25 protein-coding genes are annotated in these 24,935 nt (G+C 69.1%); 10 read left to right on the top strand and 15 right to left on the bottom strand.

Annotated elements, in window-relative coordinates:
• Positions 1-5: 5 nt before the first annotated feature.
• A complete protein-coding gene (locus tag ACM6JT_RS13950; protein WP_105389720.1) occupies positions 6-863 on the top strand; it encodes an ABC transporter ATP-binding protein in 858 nt (285 codons plus the stop codon).
• A complete protein-coding gene (locus tag ACM6JT_RS13945) occupies positions 860-1,624 on the top strand; it encodes an ABC transporter ATP-binding protein (protein ID WP_105389719.1) in 765 nt (254 codons plus the stop codon). Before ACM6JT_RS13950 ends, ACM6JT_RS13945 begins: the two co-directional genes overlap by 4 nt.
• Positions 1,625-1,815: 191 nt before the next feature.
• Here ACM6JT_RS13945 and ACM6JT_RS13940 read toward each other — a convergent pair whose 3' ends face one another.
• Positions 1,816-3,237, bottom strand: a complete 1,422-nt coding sequence (locus ACM6JT_RS13940) for a sensor histidine kinase (RefSeq protein WP_217588894.1) — start codon at positions 3,235-3,237, stop codon at positions 1,816-1,818.
• Positions 3,224-3,889 (bottom strand): response regulator transcription factor, encoded by a 666-nt coding sequence (locus tag ACM6JT_RS13935; protein ID WP_034182068.1) that lies wholly within the window; start codon positions 3,887-3,889, stop codon positions 3,224-3,226. The genes ACM6JT_RS13940 and ACM6JT_RS13935 overlap by 14 nt, the downstream gene beginning before the upstream one ends.
• A gap of 238 nt (positions 3,890-4,127) precedes the next feature.
• Between ACM6JT_RS13935 and ACM6JT_RS13930 the strand changes: the two genes are divergently transcribed.
• The 3 genes from ACM6JT_RS13930 (at position 4,128) to ACM6JT_RS13920 (ending at position 6,934) form a co-directional block, all read left to right on the top strand.
• Positions 4,128-5,144 carry an ABC transporter substrate-binding protein gene (locus ACM6JT_RS13930; RefSeq protein WP_105389717.1) on the top strand — a complete coding sequence of 339 codons (1,017 nt, stop codon included), beginning with the start codon at positions 4,128-4,130 and terminating at the stop codon, positions 5,142-5,144.
• Between the two features lie 110 nt (positions 5,145-5,254).
• Positions 5,255-6,565, top strand: coding sequence for an MFS transporter (locus ACM6JT_RS13925; protein WP_414856678.1), 1,311 nt, complete (start codon positions 5,255-5,257; stop codon positions 6,563-6,565).
• Between the two features lie 93 nt (positions 6,566-6,658).
• Entirely contained in the window at positions 6,659-6,934 is a 276-nt protein-coding gene (locus tag ACM6JT_RS13920) for a YlcI/YnfO family protein (RefSeq protein ID WP_414856677.1), read from the top strand.
• Positions 6,935-7,049: 115 nt separating this feature from the next.
• Here the strand turns inward: ACM6JT_RS13920 and ACM6JT_RS13915 are convergent, their stop codons facing one another.
• Together ACM6JT_RS13915 and ACM6JT_RS13910 are read right to left on the bottom strand one after the other, a co-directional pair.
• Positions 7,050-8,837 (bottom strand): MASE4 domain-containing protein, encoded by a 1,788-nt coding sequence (locus tag ACM6JT_RS13915; RefSeq protein WP_414856676.1) that lies wholly within the window; start codon positions 8,835-8,837, stop codon positions 7,050-7,052.
• Positions 8,834-9,481, bottom strand: a complete 648-nt coding sequence (locus ACM6JT_RS13910; RefSeq protein ID WP_034182073.1) for a response regulator transcription factor — start codon at positions 9,479-9,481, stop codon at positions 8,834-8,836. The genes ACM6JT_RS13915 and ACM6JT_RS13910 overlap by 4 nt, the downstream gene beginning before the upstream one ends.
• 323 nt (positions 9,482-9,804) lie before the next feature.
• Between ACM6JT_RS13910 and ACM6JT_RS13905 the strand changes: the two genes are divergently transcribed.
• Together ACM6JT_RS13905 and ACM6JT_RS13900 are read left to right on the top strand one after the other, a co-directional pair.
• Positions 9,805-10,257 (top strand): hypothetical protein, encoded by a 453-nt coding sequence (locus ACM6JT_RS13905; RefSeq protein ID WP_034182074.1) that lies wholly within the window; start codon positions 9,805-9,807, stop codon positions 10,255-10,257.
• Between the two features lie 102 nt (positions 10,258-10,359).
• Positions 10,360-12,378, top strand: a complete 2,019-nt coding sequence (locus ACM6JT_RS13900; protein WP_243566122.1) for a VTT domain-containing protein — start codon at positions 10,360-10,362, stop codon at positions 12,376-12,378.
• A gap of 24 nt (positions 12,379-12,402) precedes the next feature.
• On the opposite strand, the gene ACM6JT_RS13895 is transcribed toward ACM6JT_RS13900, so the two are convergent.
• Positions 12,403-12,732 carry an addiction module antidote protein gene (locus ACM6JT_RS13895; RefSeq protein ID WP_175746588.1) on the bottom strand — a complete coding sequence of 110 codons (330 nt, stop codon included), beginning with the start codon at positions 12,730-12,732 and terminating at the stop codon, positions 12,403-12,405.
• On the bottom strand, positions 12,729-13,061 hold the full coding sequence (locus ACM6JT_RS13890) for a type II toxin-antitoxin system RelE/ParE family toxin (protein WP_034182076.1): 333 nt from the start codon (positions 13,059-13,061) through the stop codon (positions 12,729-12,731). The genes ACM6JT_RS13895 and ACM6JT_RS13890 overlap by 4 nt, the downstream gene beginning before the upstream one ends.
• A gap of 493 nt (positions 13,062-13,554) precedes the next feature.
• Here ACM6JT_RS13890 and ACM6JT_RS13885 point away from each other — a divergent pair, with 493 nt between their 5' ends.
• Complete coding sequence (locus ACM6JT_RS13885) at positions 13,555-14,064, top strand: GNAT family N-acetyltransferase (RefSeq protein ID WP_131946923.1); 510 nt, start codon at positions 13,555-13,557, stop codon at positions 14,062-14,064.
• Between the two features lie 16 nt (positions 14,065-14,080).
• Here ACM6JT_RS13885 and ACM6JT_RS13880 read toward each other — a convergent pair whose 3' ends face one another.
• Together ACM6JT_RS13880 and ACM6JT_RS13875 are read right to left on the bottom strand one after the other, a co-directional pair.
• A complete protein-coding gene (locus ACM6JT_RS13880; RefSeq protein ID WP_105389711.1) occupies positions 14,081-15,034 on the bottom strand; it encodes a leucyl aminopeptidase in 954 nt (317 codons plus the stop codon).
• A 58-nt stretch (positions 15,035-15,092) separates the two neighbouring features.
• Positions 15,093-15,215 carry a hypothetical protein gene (locus ACM6JT_RS13875; RefSeq protein ID WP_006479692.1) on the bottom strand — a complete coding sequence of 41 codons (123 nt, stop codon included), beginning with the start codon at positions 15,213-15,215 and terminating at the stop codon, positions 15,093-15,095.
• Positions 15,216-15,693: 478 nt separating this feature from the next.
• Here ACM6JT_RS13875 and ACM6JT_RS13870 point away from each other — a divergent pair, with 478 nt between their 5' ends.
• Positions 15,694-16,944 carry a YbfB/YjiJ family MFS transporter gene (locus ACM6JT_RS13870; RefSeq protein ID WP_105389710.1) on the top strand — a complete coding sequence of 417 codons (1,251 nt, stop codon included), beginning with the start codon at positions 15,694-15,696 and terminating at the stop codon, positions 16,942-16,944.
• A gap of 11 nt (positions 16,945-16,955) precedes the next feature.
• Here the strand turns inward: ACM6JT_RS13870 and ACM6JT_RS13865 are convergent, their stop codons facing one another.
• Genes ACM6JT_RS13865 through ACM6JT_RS13835 form a run of 7 tightly spaced genes read right to left on the bottom strand, consistent with a single transcriptional unit; the run spans position 16,956 to position 23,744 of the window.
• Positions 16,956-18,002, bottom strand: a complete 1,047-nt coding sequence (locus ACM6JT_RS13865; protein ID WP_131946903.1) for an ABC transporter substrate-binding protein — start codon at positions 18,000-18,002, stop codon at positions 16,956-16,958.
• The gene (locus tag ACM6JT_RS13860; RefSeq protein ID WP_414856675.1) at positions 17,999-19,150 is read right to left on the bottom strand and encodes an NAD(P)/FAD-dependent oxidoreductase; all 1,152 of its coding nucleotides are present in this window, start codon (positions 19,148-19,150) and stop codon (positions 17,999-18,001) included. The genes ACM6JT_RS13865 and ACM6JT_RS13860 overlap by 4 nt, the downstream gene beginning before the upstream one ends.
• Positions 19,143-20,576: an FAD-dependent oxidoreductase gene (locus ACM6JT_RS13855; RefSeq protein WP_414856674.1), complete on the bottom strand. Its 1,434-nt coding sequence runs from the start codon at positions 20,574-20,576 to the stop codon at positions 19,143-19,145. The genes ACM6JT_RS13860 and ACM6JT_RS13855 overlap by 8 nt, the downstream gene beginning before the upstream one ends.
• The gene (locus ACM6JT_RS13850) at positions 20,573-20,920 is read right to left on the bottom strand and encodes a (2Fe-2S)-binding protein (RefSeq protein WP_105389706.1); all 348 of its coding nucleotides are present in this window, start codon (positions 20,918-20,920) and stop codon (positions 20,573-20,575) included. Before ACM6JT_RS13850 ends, ACM6JT_RS13855 begins: the two co-directional genes overlap by 4 nt.
• Positions 20,920-21,714: an ABC transporter permease gene (locus ACM6JT_RS13845; RefSeq protein WP_034182083.1), complete on the bottom strand. Its 795-nt coding sequence runs from the start codon at positions 21,712-21,714 to the stop codon at positions 20,920-20,922. Before ACM6JT_RS13845 ends, ACM6JT_RS13850 begins: the two co-directional genes overlap by 1 nt.
• Positions 21,711-22,661, bottom strand: a complete 951-nt coding sequence (locus tag ACM6JT_RS13840) for an ABC transporter permease (RefSeq protein ID WP_034182084.1) — start codon at positions 22,659-22,661, stop codon at positions 21,711-21,713. Before ACM6JT_RS13840 ends, ACM6JT_RS13845 begins: the two co-directional genes overlap by 4 nt.
• Positions 22,662-23,744: an ABC transporter ATP-binding protein gene (locus tag ACM6JT_RS13835; RefSeq protein ID WP_175746579.1), complete on the bottom strand. Its 1,083-nt coding sequence runs from the start codon at positions 23,742-23,744 to the stop codon at positions 22,662-22,664.
• A gap of 294 nt (positions 23,745-24,038) precedes the next feature.
• Between ACM6JT_RS13835 and ACM6JT_RS13830 the strand changes: the two genes are divergently transcribed.
• The gene (locus tag ACM6JT_RS13830; protein ID WP_105389704.1) at positions 24,039-24,929 is read left to right on the top strand and encodes an IclR family transcriptional regulator; all 891 of its coding nucleotides are present in this window, start codon (positions 24,039-24,041) and stop codon (positions 24,927-24,929) included.
• Positions 24,930-24,935 lie beyond the last annotated feature (6 nt).

The raw sequence follows: 24,935 nt of genomic DNA, 5'->3' as shown, positions 1-24,935 counted from the left end.
ATGCGATGACCACCACCCGACCCTTGCTCGACGTGCAGGGTTTGACGCGCCGCTTCGACGGCGTGACCGCGCTCGACGGCGCAAGCCTGACGCTTGCCGACGGCGAACTGCTGAGCGTGATCGGGCCGAACGGCGCCGGTAAGTCCACGCTGTTCAACCTGATCGCGGGCGCCGACCGGCCCGATGCCGGCCGCGTGACGTTCGACGGCCGCGACATCACGGGCACGGCGCCCGAACGGCTCGCGGCGCTCGGCATTGCACGCACGTTCCAGCACGGCCGCGTGTTCGGCAACCTGAGCGTGCTCGACAACGTGCTGATCGGCGCGCATGCGCGGCTGCGCGCGGCGCGGCCCGGCTGGCCCGCGCTCGGCGCGGCGGCCGAAGTGCTGCGCGCGCTCGTGCGGCCCGCATCGGTGCGGCGCGAGGAAGCGGCGCTGCGCGACGAGGCGCGCGCGATCGTCGCCGGGTTCGGCGAACGGCTCACGCCGCGCATCGATCATCCGGCGCACAGCCTGTCGTACGCGAACCGGCGGCGCGTGGAGATCGGCCGCGCGCTCGCGCTGCATCCGCGCCTGCTGCTGCTCGACGAACCGACGGCCGGGATGAACGAGACGGAAACGGCCGAGATGCTGCAACTGATCCAGTCGCTGAAGGCGCGCGGCCTGACGATCCTGCTGATCGAGCACAAGCTCGAACTCGTGATGCGCGTGTCCGACCGCGTGATGGTGCTCGACAACGGCGTAAAGATCGCCGAAGGCGCGCCGCGCGACGTGCGGCACGATCCGCGCGTGATCGAGGCGTACCTCGGCCGGCGTCATGCGGGCGGTGCGGCCGCGGAGCGCACGACGCAGGCGGCCGCATGAACACGCTTTCTTCCGGACCCGACACGACCATGACCGACGCACTGCTGAAACTCGAACACCTCGATACGTTCTACGGGCCGGTGCAGGTGCATTTCGACGTGAACTTCGAAGTGGGCCGCGGGCAGATCGTCAGCCTGCTCGGCGGCAACGCGAGCGGCAAGTCGACGACGATGAAGCTGATTCTCGGGCTGATGCGGCCGCGCCGCGGCGTCGTGCGCTTCGACGGCGACGACGTGACGGCGCTCGCGACGCCGCAGCGTGTGCGGCGCGGGATCGCGGCCGTGCCCGAGGCGCGGCGGCTGTTCGGCGACATGAGCGTGCGCGAGAACCTGCTGATGGGCGCGTATACGCGCGGCGACCGCACGGCGGTGGCGGAAGATTACGAACGCGTGCTCGATCTGTTTCCGCGCGTGCGCGAGCGGCTCGCGCAGCGCGCAGGCACGCTGTCGGGCGGCGAGCAGCAGATGCTCGCGATGGCGCGTGCGCTGATGGCGCGGCCGAAACTGATCTGCATGGACGAGCCGACGATGGGGCTGTCGCCGCTTTACGTCGACAAGGTGCTCGAACTGATCGACGCGATCAACAAGCAGGGCGTGACGGTGTTCATGGTCGAGCAGAACGCGAGCCTCGCGCTGGAGATCGCGCACTACGGGTATGTGCTGCAGACGGGGCGCGTCGTGCTCGAAGGGCCCGCGAAGGCGCTGCTCGACGATGAGCGCGTGCGCGATGCGTATCTGGGCGGGGAGGCGGTGGCGGTGTAGTCGGCGTGTCTCGTGTCGCCTCCGGTGTGCATCGCGAAAAATTGCGATGCATTCCGAAATGTCGGGAAAATTGTCGCTCAGTCGCCATCACCGCGATGGAAGCGCAGCGCCGCTGATGCCGCCGGCGACAGCGACGATTGACGGCTGCGGCTCACCCGCATTTGATTGACCACACGCCCGATTCAACTGGCCTACGCTTCGCCCGCACCGATCCCCGCCGCCCGCGGAAACGTCAGCACCACCGCGAACCCGCCCGCATCCGGAAACGCGAACCCGACGCGCCCGCCGTGCGCCTTCATCACTTCCTGAACGATCGCGAGCCCGAGGCCCGACCCCGTGCGCCGCTCGCTGCCGTCCGGCGCGATTCGCACGAACGGCTGCAATGCGGCGGCCCAGTGCTCGCGCGGAATCCCGCGGCCGTTGTCGGTGACGGTCAGCGTGACCGCGCCGCCGGCGTTGTCCTTGGTCGCGACCGATACGACGATGTCGTCCGCATGACCGTGCAGTAGCGCGTTGTGCAGCACGTTCGACAGCGCTTCCTGCAGGCTGATCGCATCGCCGTCGATCCATGCAAGCGGTGCGTCGCTCGCGAACGCGACCGCAACATCACGCTCGCCCGCGAGCGGAATCACGCGGCCGAGCACGTCCTTCGCGAGCGCGACGAGTTCGACCGGTTGCAGCGGCACGGCCTCGATGCGATGGATCACCATCGCGTGATTGAGCAACTGGCCGGTCAGGCGGCCGACGTCCGCGCTGGTCGCGCGCAGCGCGTCGAGGCGCGCCGCATGGCGCGCGGGATCGGATTCGCCGTCGAGCAGTTCGATCTGCGCGTCGAGCCGCGCGAGCGGCGTACGCATCTGGTGCGCGGCGTCGGCGATGAAGCGCTGCATCGCGTTGATGCGTTCGGCCAGGCGGTGTATCAACCCGTTGATCGAGCCGATGATCGCGTCGATCTCGCTCGGCGTGTCGACGGCCACCGGCCGCAGGTCGGCAGGGTCGCGCGCGGCGATGATGGTGCCGATCTGCGCGAGCGGGCGCAGGCCGCGCCGGATCGCGAGGCCGCTTGCGCCGATCGCGAGCACGCTCATCAGCAGGATCAGCGTCCACACCTTGATGCTCATGTCGTTCGTGAGCTGCTGGCGCGCGTTGGTTGTTTGCGCAACGGTCACGAGCGCCCAGCCCGGCGTGCTTTCCTCGGGCATGTAGCGCGCGATGGTCGCGGTGCGGATCCGGTGCCCCTGGTACACGGCGTTCGCGAATGCGGGGCCCTGTTTCGCGGCGGCGAGTGTCGCGGGGCTCGCGAGATCGTTGTAGCCGGCCACGACGATGCCGCGCGAATCGACGACCTTGTAGTAGACGAGGTCGTAGCGCGACAGCGTCGACAGCGCGGCCACCGGCGGATTCAGTGCGAGCACGCCGCCCTGCACGTAGAGGTTCTCCGCGACCTGGATCGACGCGCCGGCGAGCAACTGGTCGTACGCGCGTTCGGCCGCGACACCCGCGTAGTAGCGCGCGATCGCCGCGAGCGCGAGCGCGCCGGTCGCGACGACGAGCGCGATGAAGAGCAGCGTGCGTCCGAACAGCGTCTTCGGGAACCAGTCAATGCGCGGCAATCTGATACCCCATCCCGCGCGCGGTGCGGATCTCGACCGAGCTGCCCTGCAGCTTTCTGCGCACGCGCGTCACGTACTGCTCGACCGCGTTCGCGGTCGGCTCGTTGCCGAAGCTGAACAGCTGGTTCAGCAGTTCTTCCTTCGAGAAGATGCGCTGCGGGCGGCTCGCGAGGATTTCGAGCAGCGCGAATTCCTGGCGCGACAGCGACAGCGGCTGGCCGTCGAGTTCCGCGAGGCGGCTGCTGCGGTCGATCACGAGACCGCCGAGCGTCAGCACGTCGTTCGCGTGGCCGCTGTTGCGGCGCAGGAGCGCCTGCACGCGCGCATCCAGCTCGCGGTAGTCGAACGGTTTCACCAGATAGTCGTCGGCGCCGAGGCCGAGGCCGCTCACGCGGTCGTCGATCGCCGAGCGCGCGGTGACGAGCAGCACGGGCGTCGTGCTGCCCGACGCGCGCAGGTTGCGCAGCACCGAGAATCCGTCCATGCCGGGCAGGTTCGCGTCGAGCACGACGAGGTCGAAACGCTCGACGCGCAGCAGCCCGTTCGCGGTTGCGCCGTCGGTTTCGAGATCGACCGCATGGCCGAGCCGCGCCAGGCGGCTGCGGATCGCCGCGCCGATTTCGGCATCGTCCTCCACGACGAGAATGCGCATGGTGCCGTTTTGCAGGTGGATGGATTAGGGGTTTTCCCGGGGCCGGGATGTCAGCATTTTCTCAGACTCGGTCGATAACCTGTGTCGAGCCGGAAGAAGCACGCAAGGACGGCATTAATACCAGAAATATTCAAGGAGACGGCAACATGCAGCAAGTCACGGGCACGACGCACGCGCGGCGCAGCGCGCCGCCGGCCCTCGCGTGGCCGTTTGCCGCCCGTCGCACGGCGGCGCGCGCATGACGACGTCGCCGCGTCGCCGCGCGTTGATCGCCGCCGGGCTCGGCGTGCTCGCCGCGCCGTCGCTCGTGCGCGCGAAGCCGCGCACCGTGCGAATCTCGAAAGGCTATGGCGTGCTGTACCTGCCGCTGCTCGTGATGGAGAAGCAGCGGCTGTTCGAGCGGCACGCGGCGCGGCATGGCGTGCGCGACGTCGCGGTCGACTGGGTGCTGCTCGACGGCGGCAATTCCGTCAACGACGCGATGATGGCCGGCACGCTCGATTTCGCGGGCGCCGGCGCGCCGGGCTTCATCGAGCTGTGGGCGCGGGCGCGCGGCATCCCGAACGTCGAGGTGATCGGCATCAGCGGGCTGTCGACCACGTCGCTGTCGCTGAACGCGAACCGTCCGGGCCTCATGTCGCTGCGCGACTTCACGTCGTCCGACCGGATCGCGGTGCCCGGCATCCGCACGTCGCTGTCGGCCGTCGTGCTGCAGATGGTCGCGAGCCGGCAGCTCGGTCCGAAGCATTTCGCGCAGCTCGATTCGATCACCGTGAACCTGCCGCATCCGCAGGCGATGCAGGCGCTGATTCGCCGCGAGAACGGCGTCACCGCGCACTTCACGTCGCCGCCGTTCTCGACGCTCGAGTTGCGGCAGCCGGGCATCCACCGCGTCGTGAGTTCGGTCGACGTGCTCGGCCCGCTGACGCTCGACGTCGTGTTCGCGCCGAAGCGGCTCGTCGATACGGAGCCCGCGCTGGCCGCCGCGTTTCTCGGCGCGCTCGACGAAGCGAACCGCCTGATCGCGCAGGACCCGCGCGCGGCGGCCGCGCTTTATGCGGCGTCGTCGGGCGTCGGCGTGTCGCACGACGACGTGATGCGGATGCTCGCCGCACCCGACACGCGCTTTTCGGTGCGGCCGAACCAGCTGATGGACTACGTCGAATTCCTGTACCTGGCCGGCACGATCAAGGCGAAGCCGCGTGCATGGCACGAGATGTTCGCGCCGATGCTCGACGACTACCGGTCGGGCTGAGCGCCGCCGGCCGCTCACAAACGATATTCATCGAAACATTCCGCGCTTGCGCCTTCGTTGCGCGGCGCCGATTCAACCGACACGCAACCGATTTACGCAAGGAGCCCGTAGTGAACGCTACCGAAACCCTGGACCCCGCGTCCGCCGAAGAACAGCGCATCATGTCGAAGGTGGCGCGGCGCCTGCTGCCCATCCTCGTCGTGATGTTCCTGATCGCGTTCATCGACCGGCAGAACGTCGGCTTCGCGAAACTGCAGATGGTGCACAGCCTCGGGATGACGGAGGCCGCGTTCGGGCTCGCGTCGTCGCTGTTCTTCATCGGCTACCTGCTGTTCGAGGTGCCGAGCACGCTCGCGCTGCATCGTTACGGCGCACGCGTATGGCTCGCGCGGATCATGCTGACGTGGGGCCTCATCACCGTGCTGATGGGCTTCACGACGTCGATGCCCGCATTCTGCACGCTGCGCTTCCTGCTCGGCATCGCCGAGGCCGGTTTCTATCCGGGCGTGATCTACTACCTGACGCTGTGGTTTCCGCAAAGCTACCGCGCGAAGGTGCTCGGCATCTTCACGCTCGGCAGCGCGCTCGCGAACATGCTCGGCTCGCTGGTCGGCGGCGTGCTGCTGAGCCTGAACGGCGTATGGGGGCTGGCGGGCTGGCAGTGGGTGTTCATTGCAACCGGCATCCCGGCCGTGATCGTCGCGATCGTCGTGTTCCGCGTGCTGCCCGCGTCGTTTCGCGAGGCACCGTTCCTCGACGAGCGCGAGAAGCAGATCGTCGCGGCCGCGCTGGAGCGCGAGAAGCCCGCGCAGGCCGAGCACGGCCAGCCGTGGAAGGCGCTGCTCGATCCGCGCGTGATGCTGTTCGCGGCGACCTACATGCTGATGTCGACGTCGCTGTACGGCGTCACGTACTGGCTGCCGACGCTCGTGAAATCGTTCGGCGTGTCGAGCAGCACGAACGGCTTCCTGAGCATGCTGCCGTGGGCGCTCGCGGTGCTGCTGCTGGTGTGGCTGCCGGCGAAGCTGCGCCGCGCGAAGAGCATCCTGCGCACGATTGCGATCGTCGCGGCGCTCGGCGCGCTCGGCTTCCTGCTGAGCCTCGTGCTGCCGTCGACGCCGCTGCGCTTCATCGCGCTCGTGCTCGGCGGCGCATGCATCCCGCTGCTGTATCCGTGCTTCTGGTCGATGCCGCCGCGTTATTTCACCGGTGCGCGGGCGGCGGCGAGCGTCGCGGCGATCAACTCGATCGGCAACCTCGGCGGCTTCTTCAGCCAGAACCTGATGCCGTTCGCGGGCAAGGTGACGGGCACCGCGTTCGGGCCGATGATCGTGCCGATCGTGTGCCTCGCGCTGCTCGGGATCGGCGCGCTGGTCGCGTGGACGCGGTCGGAGCGGGGGATGGTGGCGGCGCGGGTGTGACGCGCATGGATGCGTGGCTGCCCCAACCGGTTCACGCTCCTGGCGCGTGCCGGTGTGCTACCGTGCGGTCTATTGGCACACGTGGGGAATGCAATGAATTCTGCGACGAAGCCCGCGTTCCGGATCGATCCGCAATTGCTTGAAGCCGCTGAATCCGTTCTGGCGAAAAACGAGACGCTTTCCGCATTCATCGAATCGGCGTTGCGCGCTCGCATTGCACGCCGGCGCGTGCAGCGCGAGTTTGTCGCGCATGGCCTGGCATCGCGCGACGAGGCGCGGCGGACCGGCGAATACATCGATGCTGCAAACGTTCAGGCAGAACTCGAGCGCATGCTGAAAGCGGCACGGGCGACAAAAGCGGTTGAGTAAGCCATCGGGACAGCGAGGATCGCGGAGCAAGTCACGATCCTCGCCGTCCGGCATCAACGAGAAGACGACTACCACTGACCGCGTCAGCGACGCCGCGCCATCGCATCCCGCCGACCTACCCGCCCGAAGCCCCATCCCCGCCGTGCGCAACCGCCACCTGCGGATGCGACAGCGGAATCTCCACCTCGACCGTCGTACCTTCACCGAGCGTCGTCGTAATCTGCAACGTGCCGCCGACGAGATACGCACGCTCGCGCAAGCCGACCAGCCCGAACGAACTCGACTTGCGCGGCGCACCGGGATCGAACCCCGCGCCGTCGTCGCGAATCGTCAGCGCGATCGCATCGTCCCGGTGCACGAGGTCCACGTCCGCATGCGACGCGGCCGCATGCCGCGCGATGTTCGCGAGCGCTTCCTGAGCGATGCGGAACACGGCCGTCGCATACGGTTCGTCGAGCTGCAGTTCGGGCGGCTCGACGTGCAGCGCGCACGCGATCCCGTGACGGTGCCGGAAATCCTCCACGAGCCATTGCATCGCCGCGGCGAAGCCGAGATCGTCGAGCATCAGCGGGCGCAGGTCCGACGCGATGCGCCGCGTCGCGGCCACCGCACCGCGTGCCATCGTGTGCATCGCCGCGATCTTGCGCGCCAGCGGCGCGTCGTCCTGCGGCACGCGGTCGATCAGCCATTCGAGATCGTTCTTCAGCGCCGCGAGCGTCTGCGCGAGTTCGTCGTGCAGCTCGCGGGCGATGCGGCGCTGCTCGGCCTCGCGCGCGGTCGCGCTGATCGCGGCGATCTCGCGCAGTTCCTCGCGTGACGCCTGCAGCGCCCGCTCCGCGCGCACGCGCTCCTCGACTTCGCGCCGCAGGTCGCGGTTCGATGCGCTCAGTTGCGCGGTGCGCGCGGCGACGCGCTGTTCGAGCCGTTCGTTCGCCTCGTTCAACTGCGCGCTCTTCTGCACGACGAGCAGATGCTGGTAGCGCGCGCCGGCCAGTGCGCGCACCGTCTGCGCATGCAGCCGGCCGTTCTCGAACAGCATCGCGAACAGCACGACGCCGGACGCGACGAGGCCGTATGCGCGGCCCGCGTAGAAGCCGAGATCGAAGCGCCCGTGATTCAGCATCGACGACAGCGCGATGTCGAACAGCCAGGCAACGAGCACGGTCATCACCCAAAGGTCGAGCACGGAATGGCGGCGCCGCTGTCGCCACATCAGCATCAGCGCAACCAGGTTCAGCCCCCAGACGACTGTGATCGCGTTCTTCATCGTCGCGGCCATCCGGTTGCCGTGCATGATGCGCGGCAGCAGGTCGTGGCCGGCGGTCGCGAGCACCGCGAGCGCGGCCGTCGCGGCGACCGCCGCGGCGATGCAGAGCACCACCGGAATCGCAGCGCGGCGCTGCGGGGCCGGGATCGGGCGCGTGCGCGACACCGCGCGCAGCAGCGCGTACGCGGCGACCGCGAGCGGAAAGCCGCCGTGCCAGAACAGGTACAGCCAGGCGGTGGTCTGTTCGCCGGCGCCGAGCAGGCCCGTCGGCGCGAACAGCCCAGGGAAGGTCAGCATGTGCGTGCCGGCCATGAAGCCCGTGAACAGGTAGCCGCCCGCTAGCGCGAGCAGTGCTTTCTCGCGGAGGATCGCGTACTGGCCGAGCAGGAGGCCGGCCGTCACCATGTCGTTGACGACGATCGCCGACTGGTACACGGGGATGAACGCCCAGCCCGGCGCGAGCGGCATGCCCGCGAACGGCGCGAGCGTGGCGAAGATCACGGCCGACACGAGCACGGTCGCGATCGCGAGCCGCCGCTCGCGCCGCCCGGGCGGCAGCGACGACATGAACAGGCGCGACGCGTCCGGATCGGCGTCGTCCGCGGGGGCGGGCGGTAAGTGGAGGGTGGTCGTCATGCGTCGTCGACGCCGGGGTCGAGATCGTGGCGCATCGCGTAGCGGACCAGCGCGGCTTCGTGCGGCAGTTCCATCTTCTCGAGGATCCGCGTCTTGTACGTGCTGACCGTCTTCGCGCTCAGCGCGAGTTCGGACGCGATCTGCGTGACGGTCTGGCCCGCGACGATGCGGTGCATCACGTCGAGTTCGCGCGCGGACAGCCGTTCGTGCGGCAGCATCTGGGCCGGCGTGCGCAGCGTGCGCGCGAGGCTTTCGGCCGCCGACGGGCTCACGTAGACGCCGCCCGCCGCGACCTTGCCGACGGCCTCGACGAGCTCGGCGGTCGCGCTGTCCTTCGTCAGGTAGCCGGTTGCGCCGGCCTTGAACGCGCGCGCCGCGTACTGCGCCTCGGCGTGCATCGTCAGCACGAGCGTGCGCAGCGACGGCGCATGGCTCTTGACCAGCCGGATCAGCTCGATGCCGGTCGGCGCGGGCATCGACAGGTCGAGCAGCAGCACGTCCGCGGCGCTGCGCTCGGCCAGCGCGAGCGTGGCCCGACCGTCGCTCGCCTCGCCGACGATTTCGAAACCGCCGGCCCTTTCCAGGATATGACGCAGTCCGTCCCGCATGACTGCGTGATCGTCAGCCAGAATTACCCTGATCATCGAGCGACCCTCTTCGGGATGACGCCGCGGACCCTGCCGTCCGGTTGCCGCCGCGACTGTTCTTCCGATCAATATATTCCGCCGAATCCCAAAACGGTACACATCCGGGAAATTTTCGAGATATCCGACCCCGGAATGTGTACTGAACCGAAGCAATCGACGGAAAGGAGAGTAGCGTGGACCGCTTGTGGAATAGGGTATTCCCTGATGGCTGACGCGCCCGGGGCGGACCAGCGCGGCGTCACGCGAACCGCCCCGCGAACGGCCCCGATTCGGGACTAAACTGGTGCCCGATGCCACCGCGACAACCGAGGAGCCCCGCGATGATCGACCTTGCCGATATCCTTCCGTCCGCACTGCCTGCCGCCGTCGCATGGGCCGAAGCGGAAGCGGCGCGCGGGATCGCGCAGGGCGCGCCGCTGACGCCGGCGCAGGCCGACGACGCGCGCACCGTGGGCGTCGCGCAGCCGGAGCGGATCCGCGTCGTGATCGTCGACCGCATGCCGTTCCCCGAAACGCCAACGCTTGCCGCGATCGCCCGCGACACGGGGCTGCTGTCGCCGGGGACGATCGGGCTCACGCTCGGCCATGCGGTGTTCGTGCTGCGCGGGCAAGACACGCGCCGCCTGCTGACCCACGAATTCCGTCACGTGCATCAATTCGAGGCCGCCGGGTCGATCGGCGCGTTTCTCGCGCGCTATCTGCACGAGATCGCGACGGTCGGATACCACGATGCGCCGCTCGAGGCCGATGCGCGGCAGTACGAGTTCGATTGACTTCCGACGCCGGCGCGACCGCGCGCACCTCGCGATGAACGTTTCCCACGCCACTGCCGGCCCGGTGTTCGCACACCGGGCCGCACCGCTTTGGAGTGCGCGATGAGCGACACGATCCACGCGTGGATCGGCGCGATCGGCGCGCATCCGCTGCTCGTGCTGGCGATCGTGTTCTTGACCGCCTGCGCCGAGGCGATCGCGCTGGTCGGCACGGTCGTGCCGGCCGGTGCCGTGATGTTCGCGGCCGGCGCGCTGATCGGCGCGGGCGCGCTCGACGGGTGGACGACGATCGGCGTCGCGGCCGTCGGCGCCGTGGTCGGCGACGGGATCAGCTACGAGCTCGGGCGGCACTATGGCGGGGTGATCCGCAACGCGTGGGCGCGCTTCGGCTATGCAGCCGCTTACGCGCGCGGCGAGGAGTTCGTGCTGCGTCACGGCATGAAGAGCATCGTGCTCGCGCGCTTCCTCGCGCCGGTGCGCGCGGTGGTGCCGGTCGTCGTCGGCTGCGCGATGCTGCCGCGCCGGTCGTTCTATCCGGTCAACGTGATATCGGCACTCGTGTGGGCGCCCGTGCATGTGGCGCCGGGCATCCTGTTCGGCGCATCGGCCGTCCTGGCCGCGGCGATCAGCGTGCGGGTCGCCGCAATCCTGGCGGTCGTCGCCGCGCTGGTCGCGCTGGTGTGGATCGGCGTGCGCGTCGCGCTGCGGCGCGGCTGGCCGCTGCTGCGTCGCGCGCTCGTCGAAGTCGTGCACGCCTGCGCGCGCCGCTGGCCGCGCTTCGGCGCGCGGCTGCACGACACGATCGCGCACGTGCGCCGCCTGCCGGGCGCGGTGCCCGTGCTTGCGCTGCTGTTCGTCGGCTGCGTGTGGCTGTTCGCGGGGCTCGTGCAGGATGTCGTCGCGAACGATCCGCTGATGCAGGCGGACATCGCGCTGTACGCGTTCCTGCAGAACCTGCGCACGCCGCCCGTCGATGCCGCGATGAGCGCGCTCGCGGTGCTGCACGGGCACGATACGGGGCTGATCGTCGCGGCCGCGTTTCTCGTCTGGCTGATGATTCATCGCTGCTGGCTGACGTCCGCGTGGTGGCTCGCGACGATCGGCATCGCCGTCGTGCTCGTACCGGTGTTCGGCGCGGGCGTGCCCGGCGCGACGCCCGCGAGCCTGCCGCCCGGCGCACCGCACATGCCGCTGCCCGATGCCGATGCCGCGTTCGCGATTCTCGCGAGCAGCGGCCTCGGCTGGGTGCTCGCGCACGACGGACCCGCGCGGTGGCGCATCCCGGTCGTGACGGCGGTCGTGCTGTGGATCGTGCTCGGCGGCTTCGCGCGGTTGTATGTCGGCGACACGTGGCTGTCGGGTTTGCTCGGCGGCTGGAGCCTCGGGCTGGCGTGGTTCGCGGTGCTCGCCGGCGCTTATGCGTACTGGCGCGTGCGCGAGCATGTGCAGTCGAGGGGGGCGCTCGTCGCGGTGGTCGTGGTGCTCGCGACGGCCGGCGTATGGACGGTTCCCGCGCAATGGCAGCTCGACCGCGCGGCGCGCCCGCATGTCGGCGACGTGGTTGCGATGACCGTCGATCAGTGGATGCGCGGCGGGTGGCAGCGCGTGCCGACGCGGCGCACCGAGATCGGCGGCGATCGCGAGGAATATCTGCCGCTGCAATGGAGCGCGACGTCGGACACGCTCGATCGCCATCTCGCTCAGGCCGGCTGGCAGCGCGCGACGCCGTGGTCGCCTGCCACCGCGCTGCGCTGGCTGTTGCCGCAGGCGCCGGCCGACACGCTACCGGTGCTGCCGCGCTACACGCACGGCGAGAGCACGCGCCGCGTGTTCGTCCGCGTCGATCCGGGCCACCCGGAAAGCCGTGTCGTGCTGCGGCTGTGGCGCTATCCGTACGCGCTGCAGGATGCGCTCGGCACGCGGCCGCTGTGGTACGGCGCACTGTATCGCGAAACGCTGCACCGGCCGGCGAGGCTGATAACGATCGTGAGGACGACGCCGATCGACGATGCGGCGGCGATCGCGCAGGCGCTGGCGGTCGAGCCGACGATCGAGCATCCGCCGACGGGGATGAATGCCGCGCCGGCCGGGATGCTGCTGGTGTGGATGACCAGGCCGTGAGCGGGCAGGCCGGCCGTGCGCCGCTTACGCGTGCGCGTGCTGCGCGGGGACGACGGACAGGCGCAGGCCGACCGTCTTGAGCACCGCGAGCAGGGTTTTCAGCGTCGGGTTGCCGTTGGGGGACAGCGTGCGATACAGCGATTCGCGGCTGATGCCGGCTTCGGCCGCGACGGCACCGAGCCCGCCGTACGCTTCCGCGACCGTGCGCAGCGCGAGCAGGGCGGCCGCGCGGTTGTCGGGATCGTCGAGCGATTCCATTGCGACGCGCAGATAGGCCACCGCGAGTTCGCGATCGGCGCCGAGCTCGGCGACTTCCGCGTCGTGGTGCGATACCGCGCCTTTGAGCTTGTTCATGTTTGCCTCCGTTTCCAGTTCGACCAGTGTTCCTTTGCGCGCCTGATGTCGTCGGGTTGACTGCCCTTGTCGCCGCCGGACAGCAGCAGCACCAGTGCACCGCCGTGCCGGCCGAAGTACACGCGATAGCCGGCACCGACGTGGATGCGCAGTTCGATCACGCCTTCGCCGACAGGCACGCAATCGCCGAAGTTGCCCGTCTGCACGCGGCGCAGGCGTTCGCGAATCCGTGCCTGGGCGAGCTTGTCGCGCACGGCGTTCAGCCATTCGGTGAAAGGCTCGCGACCGTCGTCGCGCTGATAGCGAAGCAGTTCGAACTTGGATAGCATTGTAACTTATAAGCTACAGAGGCGGTGAGGGAAACGAGGCTGCCATGCGGCCTGCCACAGGCGGTGTGAGCGGGGTGCAATGCACGTGGCGCCGGTCGTCGGATCGAGACGGCATGCAACGCAGCGGCGCCGCGGCCGGAGCGCATGCGGCGCCTTCATGGTTCGGGGTTTCAGGCAGCGAAGCCGGCTTCCCGGACGACGATCATTCTTTCATCCGGTGCGTACGGCGGCGATTCGGCCGAATGGCCTGTGTCGATGGCGCGATGACGAGGCACGCGCCGAGTGTGGTGTGTCCGGAGGGAATGACGTGAACGGCAAACCTGCCGGCGACGCGGCGACGAGCGCCTGTCGGGTTTCTCGCCGGCGCTTGAGCGCCGGTACCGCATGCCGCCGGCCGCGCACCGCAGCGGCGTGCCGCGGGACGTCAGCCATCGACGAATCGCGGTACGATCGATTGCCTTCCGGCCAACATCGCCTTCACGAGAGAACCCGCATGATCACGCTTCGCCCGATGACCGAGGACGATTTTCCGCGCTTCTGGCCGACCTACCGCGCCATCGTCGCTGCTCAGGAAACCTATGCATTCGATCCCGCACCGACGCCGGAGGCCGCGCGCGCACTGTGGCTCGACGCACCGCTCTGCACGTGGATCGCCGAAGAGGACGGCGTGCTGCTCGGTTCGTACTACCTGAAGGCGAACGCGGCCGGGCCCGGCAATCACGTATGCAACTGCGGCTACATGGTGAGCGAGGCCGCGCGCGGCCGCGGCGTCGCGCGCCTGATGTGCGAGCACTCGCAGCAGGTTGCACGCGAGCGCGGTTTCCTCGCGATGCAGTTCAACTCGGTGGTCGCGACGAACGAGATCGCGGTCGCGCTGTGGCAGAAGCTGGGGTTCGAGATCGTCGGCCGCTTGCCGCGCGCGTACCGTCACGCGCGGCTCGGGTTCGTCGATTGCTACGTGATGTTCAAGTGGCTCGGCGACGCGGCGGCCGCCGAAGCCTGAGCACGCCGCTGCTTCGTCAGACGGCGAATGCGCCGTCGAACACGATCCGCTCGTCGAGCGCGAGCGTGCCGCGCGCGAAGATCAGGTCGAGATGATGGCTGCCGTTTTCGCCGCCGCCGAGCCCGAGATGCAGGCCCGGATGGCGTTCCTCGAATCCTGCATTGCGGCCGTACAGCCCGCGGATCCCGAGGTTCGTGCCGATGCCGAATTCCTCGATCCGCCGGTGATTCGCGTGCCGGTCGAGATAGGTCGAGAAGTCGCGCCGGAAGCCCGCGTCGTCGCTGTCGAAATCGATGATCGTGCTGCCTTCGACATGCAGCGTCGCGAGCCGCTCGGCCACCTTGTACTTGATCGCGAACGGCACGGTGCCGAGAAACGTGCCGCTGAACACGACCGAGCCGTTCAGGTCGGTGACGTGCGTCGCGATCTCGCCGGGCACGATGTCGAGATTGCCCATCCCGTCCACGCTCGTCCATTTCTGGTCCGGCGCGAGCGAGCCCGTCAGCGTGTTGCCGGCTTCGTCGATGAAGCGGATCTGCGACGCGCGCGCGGCCGCTTCGATCAGCCGGCCGTTGCGTGCCGCGATGTCGTCGAGCGATTCGGCGAATGCCTCGTCCAGATGCGGGCCGTAATCCTTGAACAAGACCGACTTGCCCCAGTGCTCGACGATCGCGGGGCGGATCGCCGCGAGGAACGGCGGCCCGCTCGGCGACGGCGTCGGCAGGCACGACGAGTCGTACAGCAGCACGAACAGGTCGGCGCGATCGAGCGCGGCGGCGATGTCGGCGGGCGGGGTGGTTTCGAGGCAGAGGGTGGTCGCGTCGAGCGAATCGGGCAGGGCGGCAAATGCGCGCAACGCGATGTCGCGGTTGCGGGTGTCATAACCGACCAGCAGTTTTCCCGACTCGCCGCGCGCGAGCTTGTCGCGCAGCGCGGGGTGAAAGCCCAGCGCGCGGTGCAGGTTCAGCATGCGTGTCTCCGGAAGCGGCGGAAGGGCCGCGGCCCTTCCGCGAGAACGGGTGGCCCGCTCAGACCGGCCAGAGCGCGGTGCCGAACGGCACCACGGCGTCCTCGACCATCATGTCGACGGCCTCGGGGTGCGTGTCTTCCTGCATCCAGTCAAGCAATTCGATCTGCTGGGTTTCCTGCATGTCAATTCTCCTGTGGTGAACATGAGTGATTCAACATGAAGCGTGGCTAAAAGATCGCCGCTCCTCATCCGGCATTTCGTGAATGCCGGACGAGTGGCGTCGATAATAGTCTGACGAATTTGCGAATGCAATGCGTGGCAAGATTTTTAGCAAAAGCCCGCTAAACACGGGAAATTCCGGCAAACGATGCGAGAAAAAGGCAGATAAATCGAATAATGGGGCCGATCTGATTTTCCAATTATCGGGATCGCGGACGATTAAATGATTTCGGTGATTCTTTTAAATCGGAAATGTAATGACGCCGATCATTTCGAATCGCGTCATTAATGAAAGACGATCGCGCACGGCAACCGCGCGCCTGGCCGGGCGCGACGGCGCCCCCGGTTTTCTGGCACCATCTGACGATCCTGCGCGACGGACGCGGCCGCGCACGCCGCTGTCCCGGCGGCACGACTCGAACAACGATGGAGACAACCTGATGCCCACGGTGCTGCAACCGGAGCGTGCCGACCCATCGCGGCCGGACGCCGGCGCAATCGACTCCGACCGCATGGCCGCGTGGCGGCTCGCGATCTGCCTGTCGCTCGGCAGCGCGATCGCGCTCGGCCTCGCGCGCTTTTCGTATGCGCTACTGCTGCCGCCGATGAAGGCCGATCTCGGCTGGACGTTCGCACAGGCCGGCGCGCTGAACACCGCGAACGCCGCGGGCTACCTGATCGGCGCACTCGCGTTTCCGATGCTGTCGCGGCGCCGGCGCGCGGGCACGCTGCTCGCGGCCGGCTGCGCGTTGACCGCGTTGCTGATGGCCGCATGCGGGTTCACGTCGGACATGCACACGCTGCTCGTGCAGCGGCTCGCGACCGGCGTCGGCAGCGCGCTGATCTTCATCAGCGGCGGCGTGCTGGCCGCGCGGCTCGCGTCGGCGTCGCCGCGCGATGCGGGGTTGCTGCTCGGTCTCTATTACGGCGGCACGGGGTGGGGCATCGTCGCGTCGTCGCTGCTCGTGCCGGCCACGCTCACGCATGGTGTGCACGGCTGGCAGCCCGCATGGTTCGCGCTCGCGGTTGCCTGCGTGCTGTTCTCGGCGATGGCCGTGTCGGCCGCGCGTCGTATCGAGCGCGCGCACGCGGCGCAGGCTGCGCCACGCGACGGCGCGGTGCCGGCCGTCACCGCGAGCCCGGCCCGCTTCGCGCTCGCGCTGGCCGGCTACGGCCTGTTCGGAGTCGGCTACATCGGCTATATGACGTTCATCGTCGCGCTGCTGCGCGGCGCGGGAATGAGCGGCACGGTGGTATCGGCGTTCTACGTGATGCTCGGCATCGCGACCGTCGTCTCGGCGCGGCTGTGGTCGCGCTTGCTCGACCGGATGCGCGGCGGCCAGGCGCTGGCCGTGCTCAACGCGCTGCTCGGCATCGCGACGCTGATGCCCGCGATATTCGTACATCCGGCCGCCGCGTTTGCGTCGGGCGTGCTGTTCGGCGCGACGTTCCTGTCGGCCGTTGCATCGACGACCGCGTTCGTGCGGCACAACCTGCCGCCCGACGGCTGGGCGAAGGGGATCAGCGCGTTTACGACGGTCTTCGCGTTCGGTCAGATTGCCGGGCCTGTCGCGATCGGCTGGGTGTCGGACAGCGCGGGGCTCGCGCGCGGGCTCGTGTATTCGGCGCTGACGCTGTTCGCGGGCGCCGCGCTCGCGGCCGGGCAGCGTGCGTTGCGGACGTCCGCGTAGTCAGGAGAAGATCAACGCTCGATCTGCCGATTCCAGCGCGTATCCCACTGCGCGCGGCGCGCGTTGATCGCGGCCCAGTCGACCACCGTCACCTTGCGCACCAGATCGTCGACATTGCCGAGGCTCTGCTGCATCCCGGCCGGCATCTTCGCGAGACGGTTGGTGGGGATCTGCTTGCCGGCCTCGGCGGCCTTCGTCTGCGCGGGCGCGGACAGCAGGAACTGCGCGAGCTTCTGCGCGAGCTGCGGATCGGGATTGTTCGCGACCACGCACAGGTCGACGAGCAGCAGCACCGGGCCTTCCTTCGGGTTCGCATACGCGACCGGAATGCCCTTGTCCTGCAGGTCGCCGACGCCCGTCGGCGTGAGCGGGAACAGGCCGGCCTCGCCGGTCTGCACCATCTCGGAGATCTTCGCGGAGTTCGGGATGTACTCGACGACGTTCGGCCCGACCGTGCTCGCCCACTTGCTGAAGCCGGGCTCCACGTTCTGCTCGCTGCCGCCGAGCAGCCGGTTGATCGCAAGGAAGCCGTGCAGCCCGAACGTGCTGCTCGACGCCGACTGGAACACGACCTTGCCCTTGTATTTCGGATCGGCGAAATCCATCCACGACGTCGGCGGCGCCCAGCCTTTCTCCGCGAACAGCTTCTTGTTGTACGCGATGCCGGTCATCCCGAGCTGCACGCCCGCGCCGACGTCGTCCTTCATCCGCGCGAACGGGTACAGCTCCTTCAGCACCGGCGAATCGTCGAGCTTCTGGCACACGCCGAGGCTGACCGCGCGCGCCATCACGCCGTCGTCGAGGAACGCGACGTGGATCTGCGGCTTGTTGCGGTTTGCAAGCAGCTTCGCGAGCACGTCCGACGACGTGCCGGGCACCACGACGACCTTCACGTTGTTCGCCTTCTCGAACTCGGGCAGCACCTGGCTCGTATAGGCCTTTTCCATCGGCCCGCCGTTCATGCCGATGTAGATCGTCTTCGTTTGCGCGAACGCGGGGGCGCTGGCGCCCGCGATGCAGAGTGCGGCGGCGGCCGCGATCGTACCGAGCAGTTTCATCGAGAGGTCTCCTCTTGGGGGAAAGGGGCGGTCGGCGCGGCTTGACGGAAGAAGCGGCCGATCGAGAATGCATCGAGTGGCGTGGCGGTTTCGCCGGTCGTGACGAGATCGGCGAGCACGTCGCCGACACCGGGCGCGAGCAGGAAACCGCCGCCGGAAAAACCGAATGCATGCAGCAGGTTCGGCGTCGTGCGGCTCGCGCCGATGATCGGGTTGTGGTCGGGCGTGCAGCCTTCGACGCCGCTCCACGTGCGGATCAGCAGCGCGTCGCGCAGTGCGGGCAGCAGCGCGCACGCGTCGCGCATCACCGCGCGCGTCGTATCGACCGACGACTGGCCGAATTCGCCGTCGCCGCGGCCGCGCCCGCCGCCGATCACGCAGTTGCCGCGCGCGACCTGCCGCGCGTATACGCCGCCGCCGTACACGCCGAGGTTGTGCGCGATGAACGGCGGCAGCGGCTCGGTCACCCACATGTTCGGGTAGATCGGCTCCATCGGCACGGCTTCGCCGAAGCGCTCGGCGATCGTGTTCGCCCATGCGCCGGCCGAATTGATCAGCCACGTCGCGGTGCATGCGCGGCCGCCCGCTTGGAAGTGGAAGCGCGCGCCGTCGTGCCGGACGTCGTCGACCGGCGTGTGCTCGAACACGTCCGCGCCCGCCGCGCGGGCCGCGCGCGCGAACGCGGGCGACACGAGGCGCGGGTTCGCATGGCCGTCGGTTTCGCACAGCGAGCCGCCGAGCGCCGCGCGGCCGAGCCACGGATAACGACGGCGGAATGCGTCGCCGCGCATCACCTGCAGCGGCAAGCCGTGCTCGCCAGCAAGCGCGGCATACGCGTCGAGCGCGTCGAGATCGGCGTCGCTGCGCGCGAGCCGCAAGTGCCCCGACACGACGAATTCGCCATCGATGCCGATCAGCTCGGGCAGGCGATCCCAGATGCGCCGTGCGCGCAGCGCGAGCGGTAATTGCTCGGCGGGGCGGCCCTGGCAGCGCACGCCGCCGTAGTTCACGCCGCTCGCCTGCGCGCCGCAGTCGCGCCGCTCGAACAGCCCGACGCGCAGGCCGCGCCGCGTCAGTGCAAGCGCTGCAGATGCGCCGACGAGGCCGCCGCCGACGATCGCGACGTCGTAATGCCGGTTCTCACTCATCGCGCGCCTCGTCGGGAATCGTCGCGACGTCGTCGCCAGCGAGCGCGGCCGAGATCGGGAACGGCTTCACGGGTGGTTGCGCGCGCAACCGGCCGACCTCGACGAGCGGCCGGCCGGTTTCGGCGGCCAGCACGAGTGCGGCCGCGTCGCCGCACATGCGGCCCTGGCAGCGACCCATCCCGACGCGCGTCAGCGCTTTCAGACGGTTGAGTTCGGTCGCCGCGCCGCCACGGATGCAGCGGCGCAGCGTGCCAGCATCGATTTCCTCGCAGCGGCACACGATCGTATCGTCGGGGCAGCGTGCGGCCTGCTCGACGGGCGGCGCGAATGCCGCTTCGAGGCCCGCGCGGAATGCGCCAATGCGGGCGAGCGTGCGTTCTAGCATCGCCGCGTCAGGTTTGCCGGACGGCGATGGCGACGCGATGCCGGCATCGTCGAGCAACGCAAGCGCCGCACGCCGGCCCGACGCTTCGGCCGCGTCGGCGCCCGCGATGCCCGCGCCGTCGCCCGCGACGTAGATGCCGCGCACCGACGTGCGGCCGGCCGCGTCGCGCTCGGGCAGCCATGCGCGGTTGACCGGATCGAAACCGAACCGGCAGCCGGCGAGATCGGCGAGCTGCGTTTCCGAACGCAGGCCGAAGCCGAGGCCGAGCGCGTCGCAATCGAGCACGCGCGGCTGCGCATCGCCGCCGGCTGCGCGCCACGCGAGCCCTGTCACATGTTGTTCGCCGAGCACGCGTTCGAGCGTGACGCCCGTTTCGATCGCGACGCCATGCGCACGCAGCCAGCCGATGTAATAGAGCCCCTTCGCGAAGGTCGACGGCATGCGCAGCAGCGCGGGCGCGGCGGCAGCCTGGCGGCGCAGCGGGCTCGTGTCGAGCACGGCCGCGACTTGCGCGCCGGCCTTCGCATACTGGTACGCGACGAGATAAAGCAACGGCCCCGTGCCCGCGAACACGATGCGCCGGCCGATCGCGCAGCCCTGCGCCTTCAGCGCGACTTGCGCGCCGCCGAGCGTATAGACGCCTGCGAGCGTCCAGCCCGGCACGGGCAGCATGCGATCGGTCGCGCCGCTCGCTATGATCAGCTGCGAGTACGGCACGGTAATTTCTCGCCCGTCCTGCAGCGTATCGACGCGGCCCGCGCCGCATGCCCACGCGAGCGTGTTCGACCGGTAGTCGACGTGCGGCAGCAGCGCGGCCATCGTCCGGTGCACGGCATCGGCCTTCGCGGCTTCGAATCCGTACAGCGTGCTTTTGCCGCGCGCGAAGCCGCCGTCGGCCGGCGGTTGACGATAGATCTGCCCGCCCCAGCGCGCGTTCTCGTCGATCACGACGGGGCGCAGCCCCGCGTCGACCAGCGCCTCGGCCGCGCGCACGCCGGCCGGCCCCGCGCCGACGATCACCGGTTGCAGTGCGGCGTTCATTGTGTGTCTCCGGTCGCGGCCGGTTGAACGGCGGTGAGAATCCGCATGCCTTCGACGATCGGCGTCGAGCATGCGCGCACGCGCGCGCCGGCCTCGGTGCGCACCCAGCAGTCCTGGCACGCGCCGATCAGGCAGAAGCCCGCGCGCGGCTGCCCGCTGAATTCGCTGACGCGCACGCGGCGCTGCGCGATGAGGATCGCGGTGAGCACGGTGTCGCCGGCGAGCGCGTGCGCGGGCCGGCCGTCGAGCGTGAACGCAACGGCGGCGCGCTCGCGTTCGGCGACGCGCACGAACTGCGCGCCGTCGGCCGGATCGTTTTTGGAGCGGGAAGCGGGAGTCGACATCAGTGTTGACCGATCAGGATGCGGTTCAGGCCGTACACGCGATCGAGCAGCAGCATCGCGCCGGCGGTGATGAAGATGACGAGCGCCGACACCGACGCCATCATCGGGTCGATCGATTCGGTCGCATACATGTACATGCGCACGGGCAGCGTGACCGTCTGCGGCGACGTGACGAAGATCGACATCGTCAGTTCGTCGAAACTGTTGATGAACGCGAGCAGCCAGCCGCCCGTGATGCCGGGCACGATCATCGGCAGCGTGATGCGGCGGAACGTCGTCCACGGGTCCGCGCCGAGCGAGCATGCGGCCTGCTCGATGCTGCGGTCGAGGCCCGCGACGGACGCGAGCACGAGCCGCATCACGAACGGCGTGATGACGATCATGTGCGCGAGCACGAGCCACGCGAACGAGCCGGTCGCGCCGATCAGCGCGAAGAAGCGCAGCAGCGCGATGCCGAGCACGAGGCCGGGGATCACCAACGGCGACAGCAGCAGGCCGTTCAGGAACGCGCGGCCGGGAAACGCCGAACGGCCGATCGCAAGGCCCGCCGGCAAACCGATCGCGAGCGACAGCGTCGCCGACGCGAACGCGAGCTTCAGGCTGTTGAAGAACGCGGTGACGAAGTCGGGATAGTCGAGGATCGCGCGGAACCAGCGCAGCGACAGCCCGTGGGTCGGCAGCGTCAGCGTTTCGTCGGGCGTGAACGCGACCAGCACGACGATCGCGAGCGGCGCGAGCACGAACAGCATCACGAGCGTGTGGAACGCGAGGGCGAAGGGGCCGTTCTTTCTCATCGGGATGCGCCTCCGAGGCTGCGCGCGTAGCGGCGTTCGAGTACGCGGTAGTAGGTGAGCATCACGACGAGGTTCGCGACCAGCAGCAGCACCGCGATCGTCGCGCCGAGCGGCCAGTTCAGCGAGCCGAGGAATTCGTCGTAGACGGCCGTGGCTGCAACCTTCAGCCGGCGTCCGCCGAGCAGGCCGGGAATCGCGAACGCGCTGGCCGACAGCCCGAACACCATCAGGCTGCCCGACAGCACGCCCGGCATCAGTTGCGGCAGCACGATGCGGCGCAGCGTCGTGAACGGCGACGCACCGAGCGACAGCGCCGCATGCTCGGTCTGCGGATCGAGCCGCTGCAGCGCGGTCCACACCGGAATCACCATGAACGGCAGCATCACGTGCACCAGCGCGATCACGATCGCGAAGGTCGTGTATTCGAGCTTGTACGGCCCGAGGCCGGCGAGCCCGAGCGCCTGATTCACGAGCCCGCTCGTGTTCAGCAGCATGCTCCAGCCGAACGCGCGCACGACGACCGACACGAGCAGCGGCGCGAGGATCGCGAGCAGGAACAGCGAGCGCCACGGGTCGCGCATTTTCGACAGCACGTACGCTTCCGGCGTGCCGATCGCGACGCAGATCGCGGTCGTCAGCGCGGCGATGCCGAACGTGCGCGCGAAGATCGTGTGGAAGTACGACGAGCCGAGCACTTCCGCGTAGTTGCCGAACTGGAGCGCGGCGATCGGCCCGGTGGCCGGGTCGTAGCGGTAGAACGTCAGCACGAACGTCATCGCGAGCGGCACGAGCACGAGCGCGGCGAACAGCACGAACGCGGGCGCGCACATCAGCCACAGCGGTGCATGCGCGCGCCAGGTTGCGCGCACCGACGTACGCGGCGCACGGCGTGCGACGGCGAGGGCCGGCGCGCCGTCGGCGGGCAGCGGGCGGGAAGGCTGTCGCATTCAGGCCTCCCGGCGCATCACGCGCACCGCGTCGCTGTGCCAGTCGATGCCGACCGGCGCGCCTTCCGCGAGCGGCTCCGCGCCTTCGTTCTGGCAGCACACGAGCACTTCGCCGAGCGCGCTGTCGACGCGGTACAGCCACTGGCTGCCGAGGAAGAAGCGGCTCGTGACGGTCGCGGCGAAGCGGCCCGCATCGGGCGCGCACAGCCGCAGCTTCTCGGGACGGATGCAGACCGACACCGCATCGCCGACGCGCATGTCGCGCTCGCGCGGCGGCAGGTGCGCGGTACGCCTGGTTTCGGCGAGGTCGTGACCGAGGTCGATGCGGATCGCGTCGCCGTCGTGCGCGACGACGGTGCCCGGCAGCAGGTTCGCCTTGCCGATGAACTGCGACACGAAGCGGTTCTCCGGGCGCTCGTAGGCCTGGTACGGCGTGTCGATCTGCGTGACGCGGCCGGCTTCCATCACGACCACGCGATCGCTGATCGACAGCGCTTCCGATTGATCGTGCGTGACCATGATCGTCGTCGTGCCGATCTTGCGCTGGATCGCGCGCAACTCGAACTGCATGTCCTCGCGCAGCTTCGCGTCGAGGTTCGACATCGGTTCGTCGAGCAGCAGCACCGGCGGCTCGATCACGACCGCGCGCGCGATCGCGACGCGCTGCCGCTGGCCGCCCGACAGCTCGCGCGGAAAGCGGTGCGCGAGCGTATCGAGGCGTACGAGCGCGAGCGCCGCGCGGATGCGCTCCGCGCGCTCGGCCTTGTCGACGCCGCGCATGTCGAGGCCGAAGCCGACGTTCTCCGCGACGCTCATGTGCGGAAACAGCGCATAACTCTGGAACACGATGCCCAGCCCGCGGCGGTTCGGCTTCAGGTGCGTGATGTCCTGCCCGTCGAGCGCGATGCGGCCGCGCGTGACGTCGACGAAGCCGGCGATCATCTGCAGCGTGGTGGTCTTGCCGCAGCCCGACGGCCCGAGCAGCGACACGAATTCGCCTTGTTCGACCGACAGGTTGACGTCGGCGACGGCGGTGAGCTCGCCGAAGGTTTTCGTCAGATCCGTAAGCGTGAGAAACGACATGGGGAACTCCGGGTTTGCACACCGCCTGGCCGATGTGCCGATGACGCGGACTCTAGCCAGCCATATTTCGGAGCGTCAATTTCGAATTCTGCTGAACGGGATGAATTTCAGAAAAATTCCGGTGAGCGGAACGGATCGTTGTATCGCGTGCAAATTGTTCCGATGGATGAAGGGTGGCCGGACTGCGAAATGCGCGCGTCAATCCCGTGCACACCCGGATGCCCGCGGAATTTCGGCCGGACGACAATGGCGGCTACCGTATTCCGTTCAATGAAATCATCGAGGAGAGCCGGCATGCAGGAACCCCTTTCGTCCGGAATGCCCGGCACGCCCGCCGGGCGCGCGCCCGGCGCCGACGACGAAGCCGATCCGGCCGGCGCGCCGGGCACCGGCATGCTGCAGCGCGCGTTCGCGATCCTGCGTGCGCTGGCCGGCATGCAGCAGGACGGCGTGCGCGTCACGCATCTCGCGAAGGCCGTCGGCCTCACGCAGGGCACCGCGCACCGGATCCTGCAATCGCTGATCGCCGAAGGGATGGTCGAGCAGGACGAGCAGTCGAAGCTGTACCGGCTGAGCGTCGATTTCTTCGCGCTCGCCGCGCTGGCCGGCAACCCGAGCAGCATGCGCACGCTGTGCCGTCCGGCGCTGCTGCGGCTGTGCGCGAGCCTCGGCGAGACGATCTTCCTGCTCGTGAAGAGCGGCTTCGACGCGGTGTGTCTCGACCTGTGCGAAGGGCCGTTCCCGATCCGCTCGTTTACCGGCGACATCGGCGGGCGCATCGCGCTCGGCGTCGGGCAGGGCAGCCTCGCGATCCTCGCGTTCCTGCCCGAAGCCGAACGCGAGGAAGTGATCCGCTTCAACGTGCCGCGCATCCGCGGCTACGGCGTGCTCGACGAGGTGTACCTGCGCACCGAGATCGAACGCGTGCGGCAGCTCGGCTACGCGGGCCGCAACAGCGGCGTGCTCGACGGGATGGCAGGCGTCGCGGTGCCGATCCTCGATCGCACCGGGTACCCGGTCGGCGCGCTGAGCGTCGGCACGCTCGCGTCGCGGCTCGGCGACGACCGGATGCCGATGGTCGTCGAACTGCTGCGGCGCCAGGCCGACGCGATCGGGCCGCGCACCAACCCGTTCGATGCCGCGCTGCGGCGGCCGATGCACGGGCTAGCCGGGAAAACCGTATAGCGGCGT

Source organism: Burkholderia sp. IT-111MI5 (assembly GCF_949752865.1).
In the GTDB taxonomy this organism is placed as follows: Bacteria; Pseudomonadota; Gammaproteobacteria; order Burkholderiales; family Burkholderiaceae; genus Burkholderia; species Burkholderia pyrrocinia_C.
Note: the sequence above shows the minus strand (reverse complement) of the source record. Positions and strands in the feature narration are given on the sequence as shown.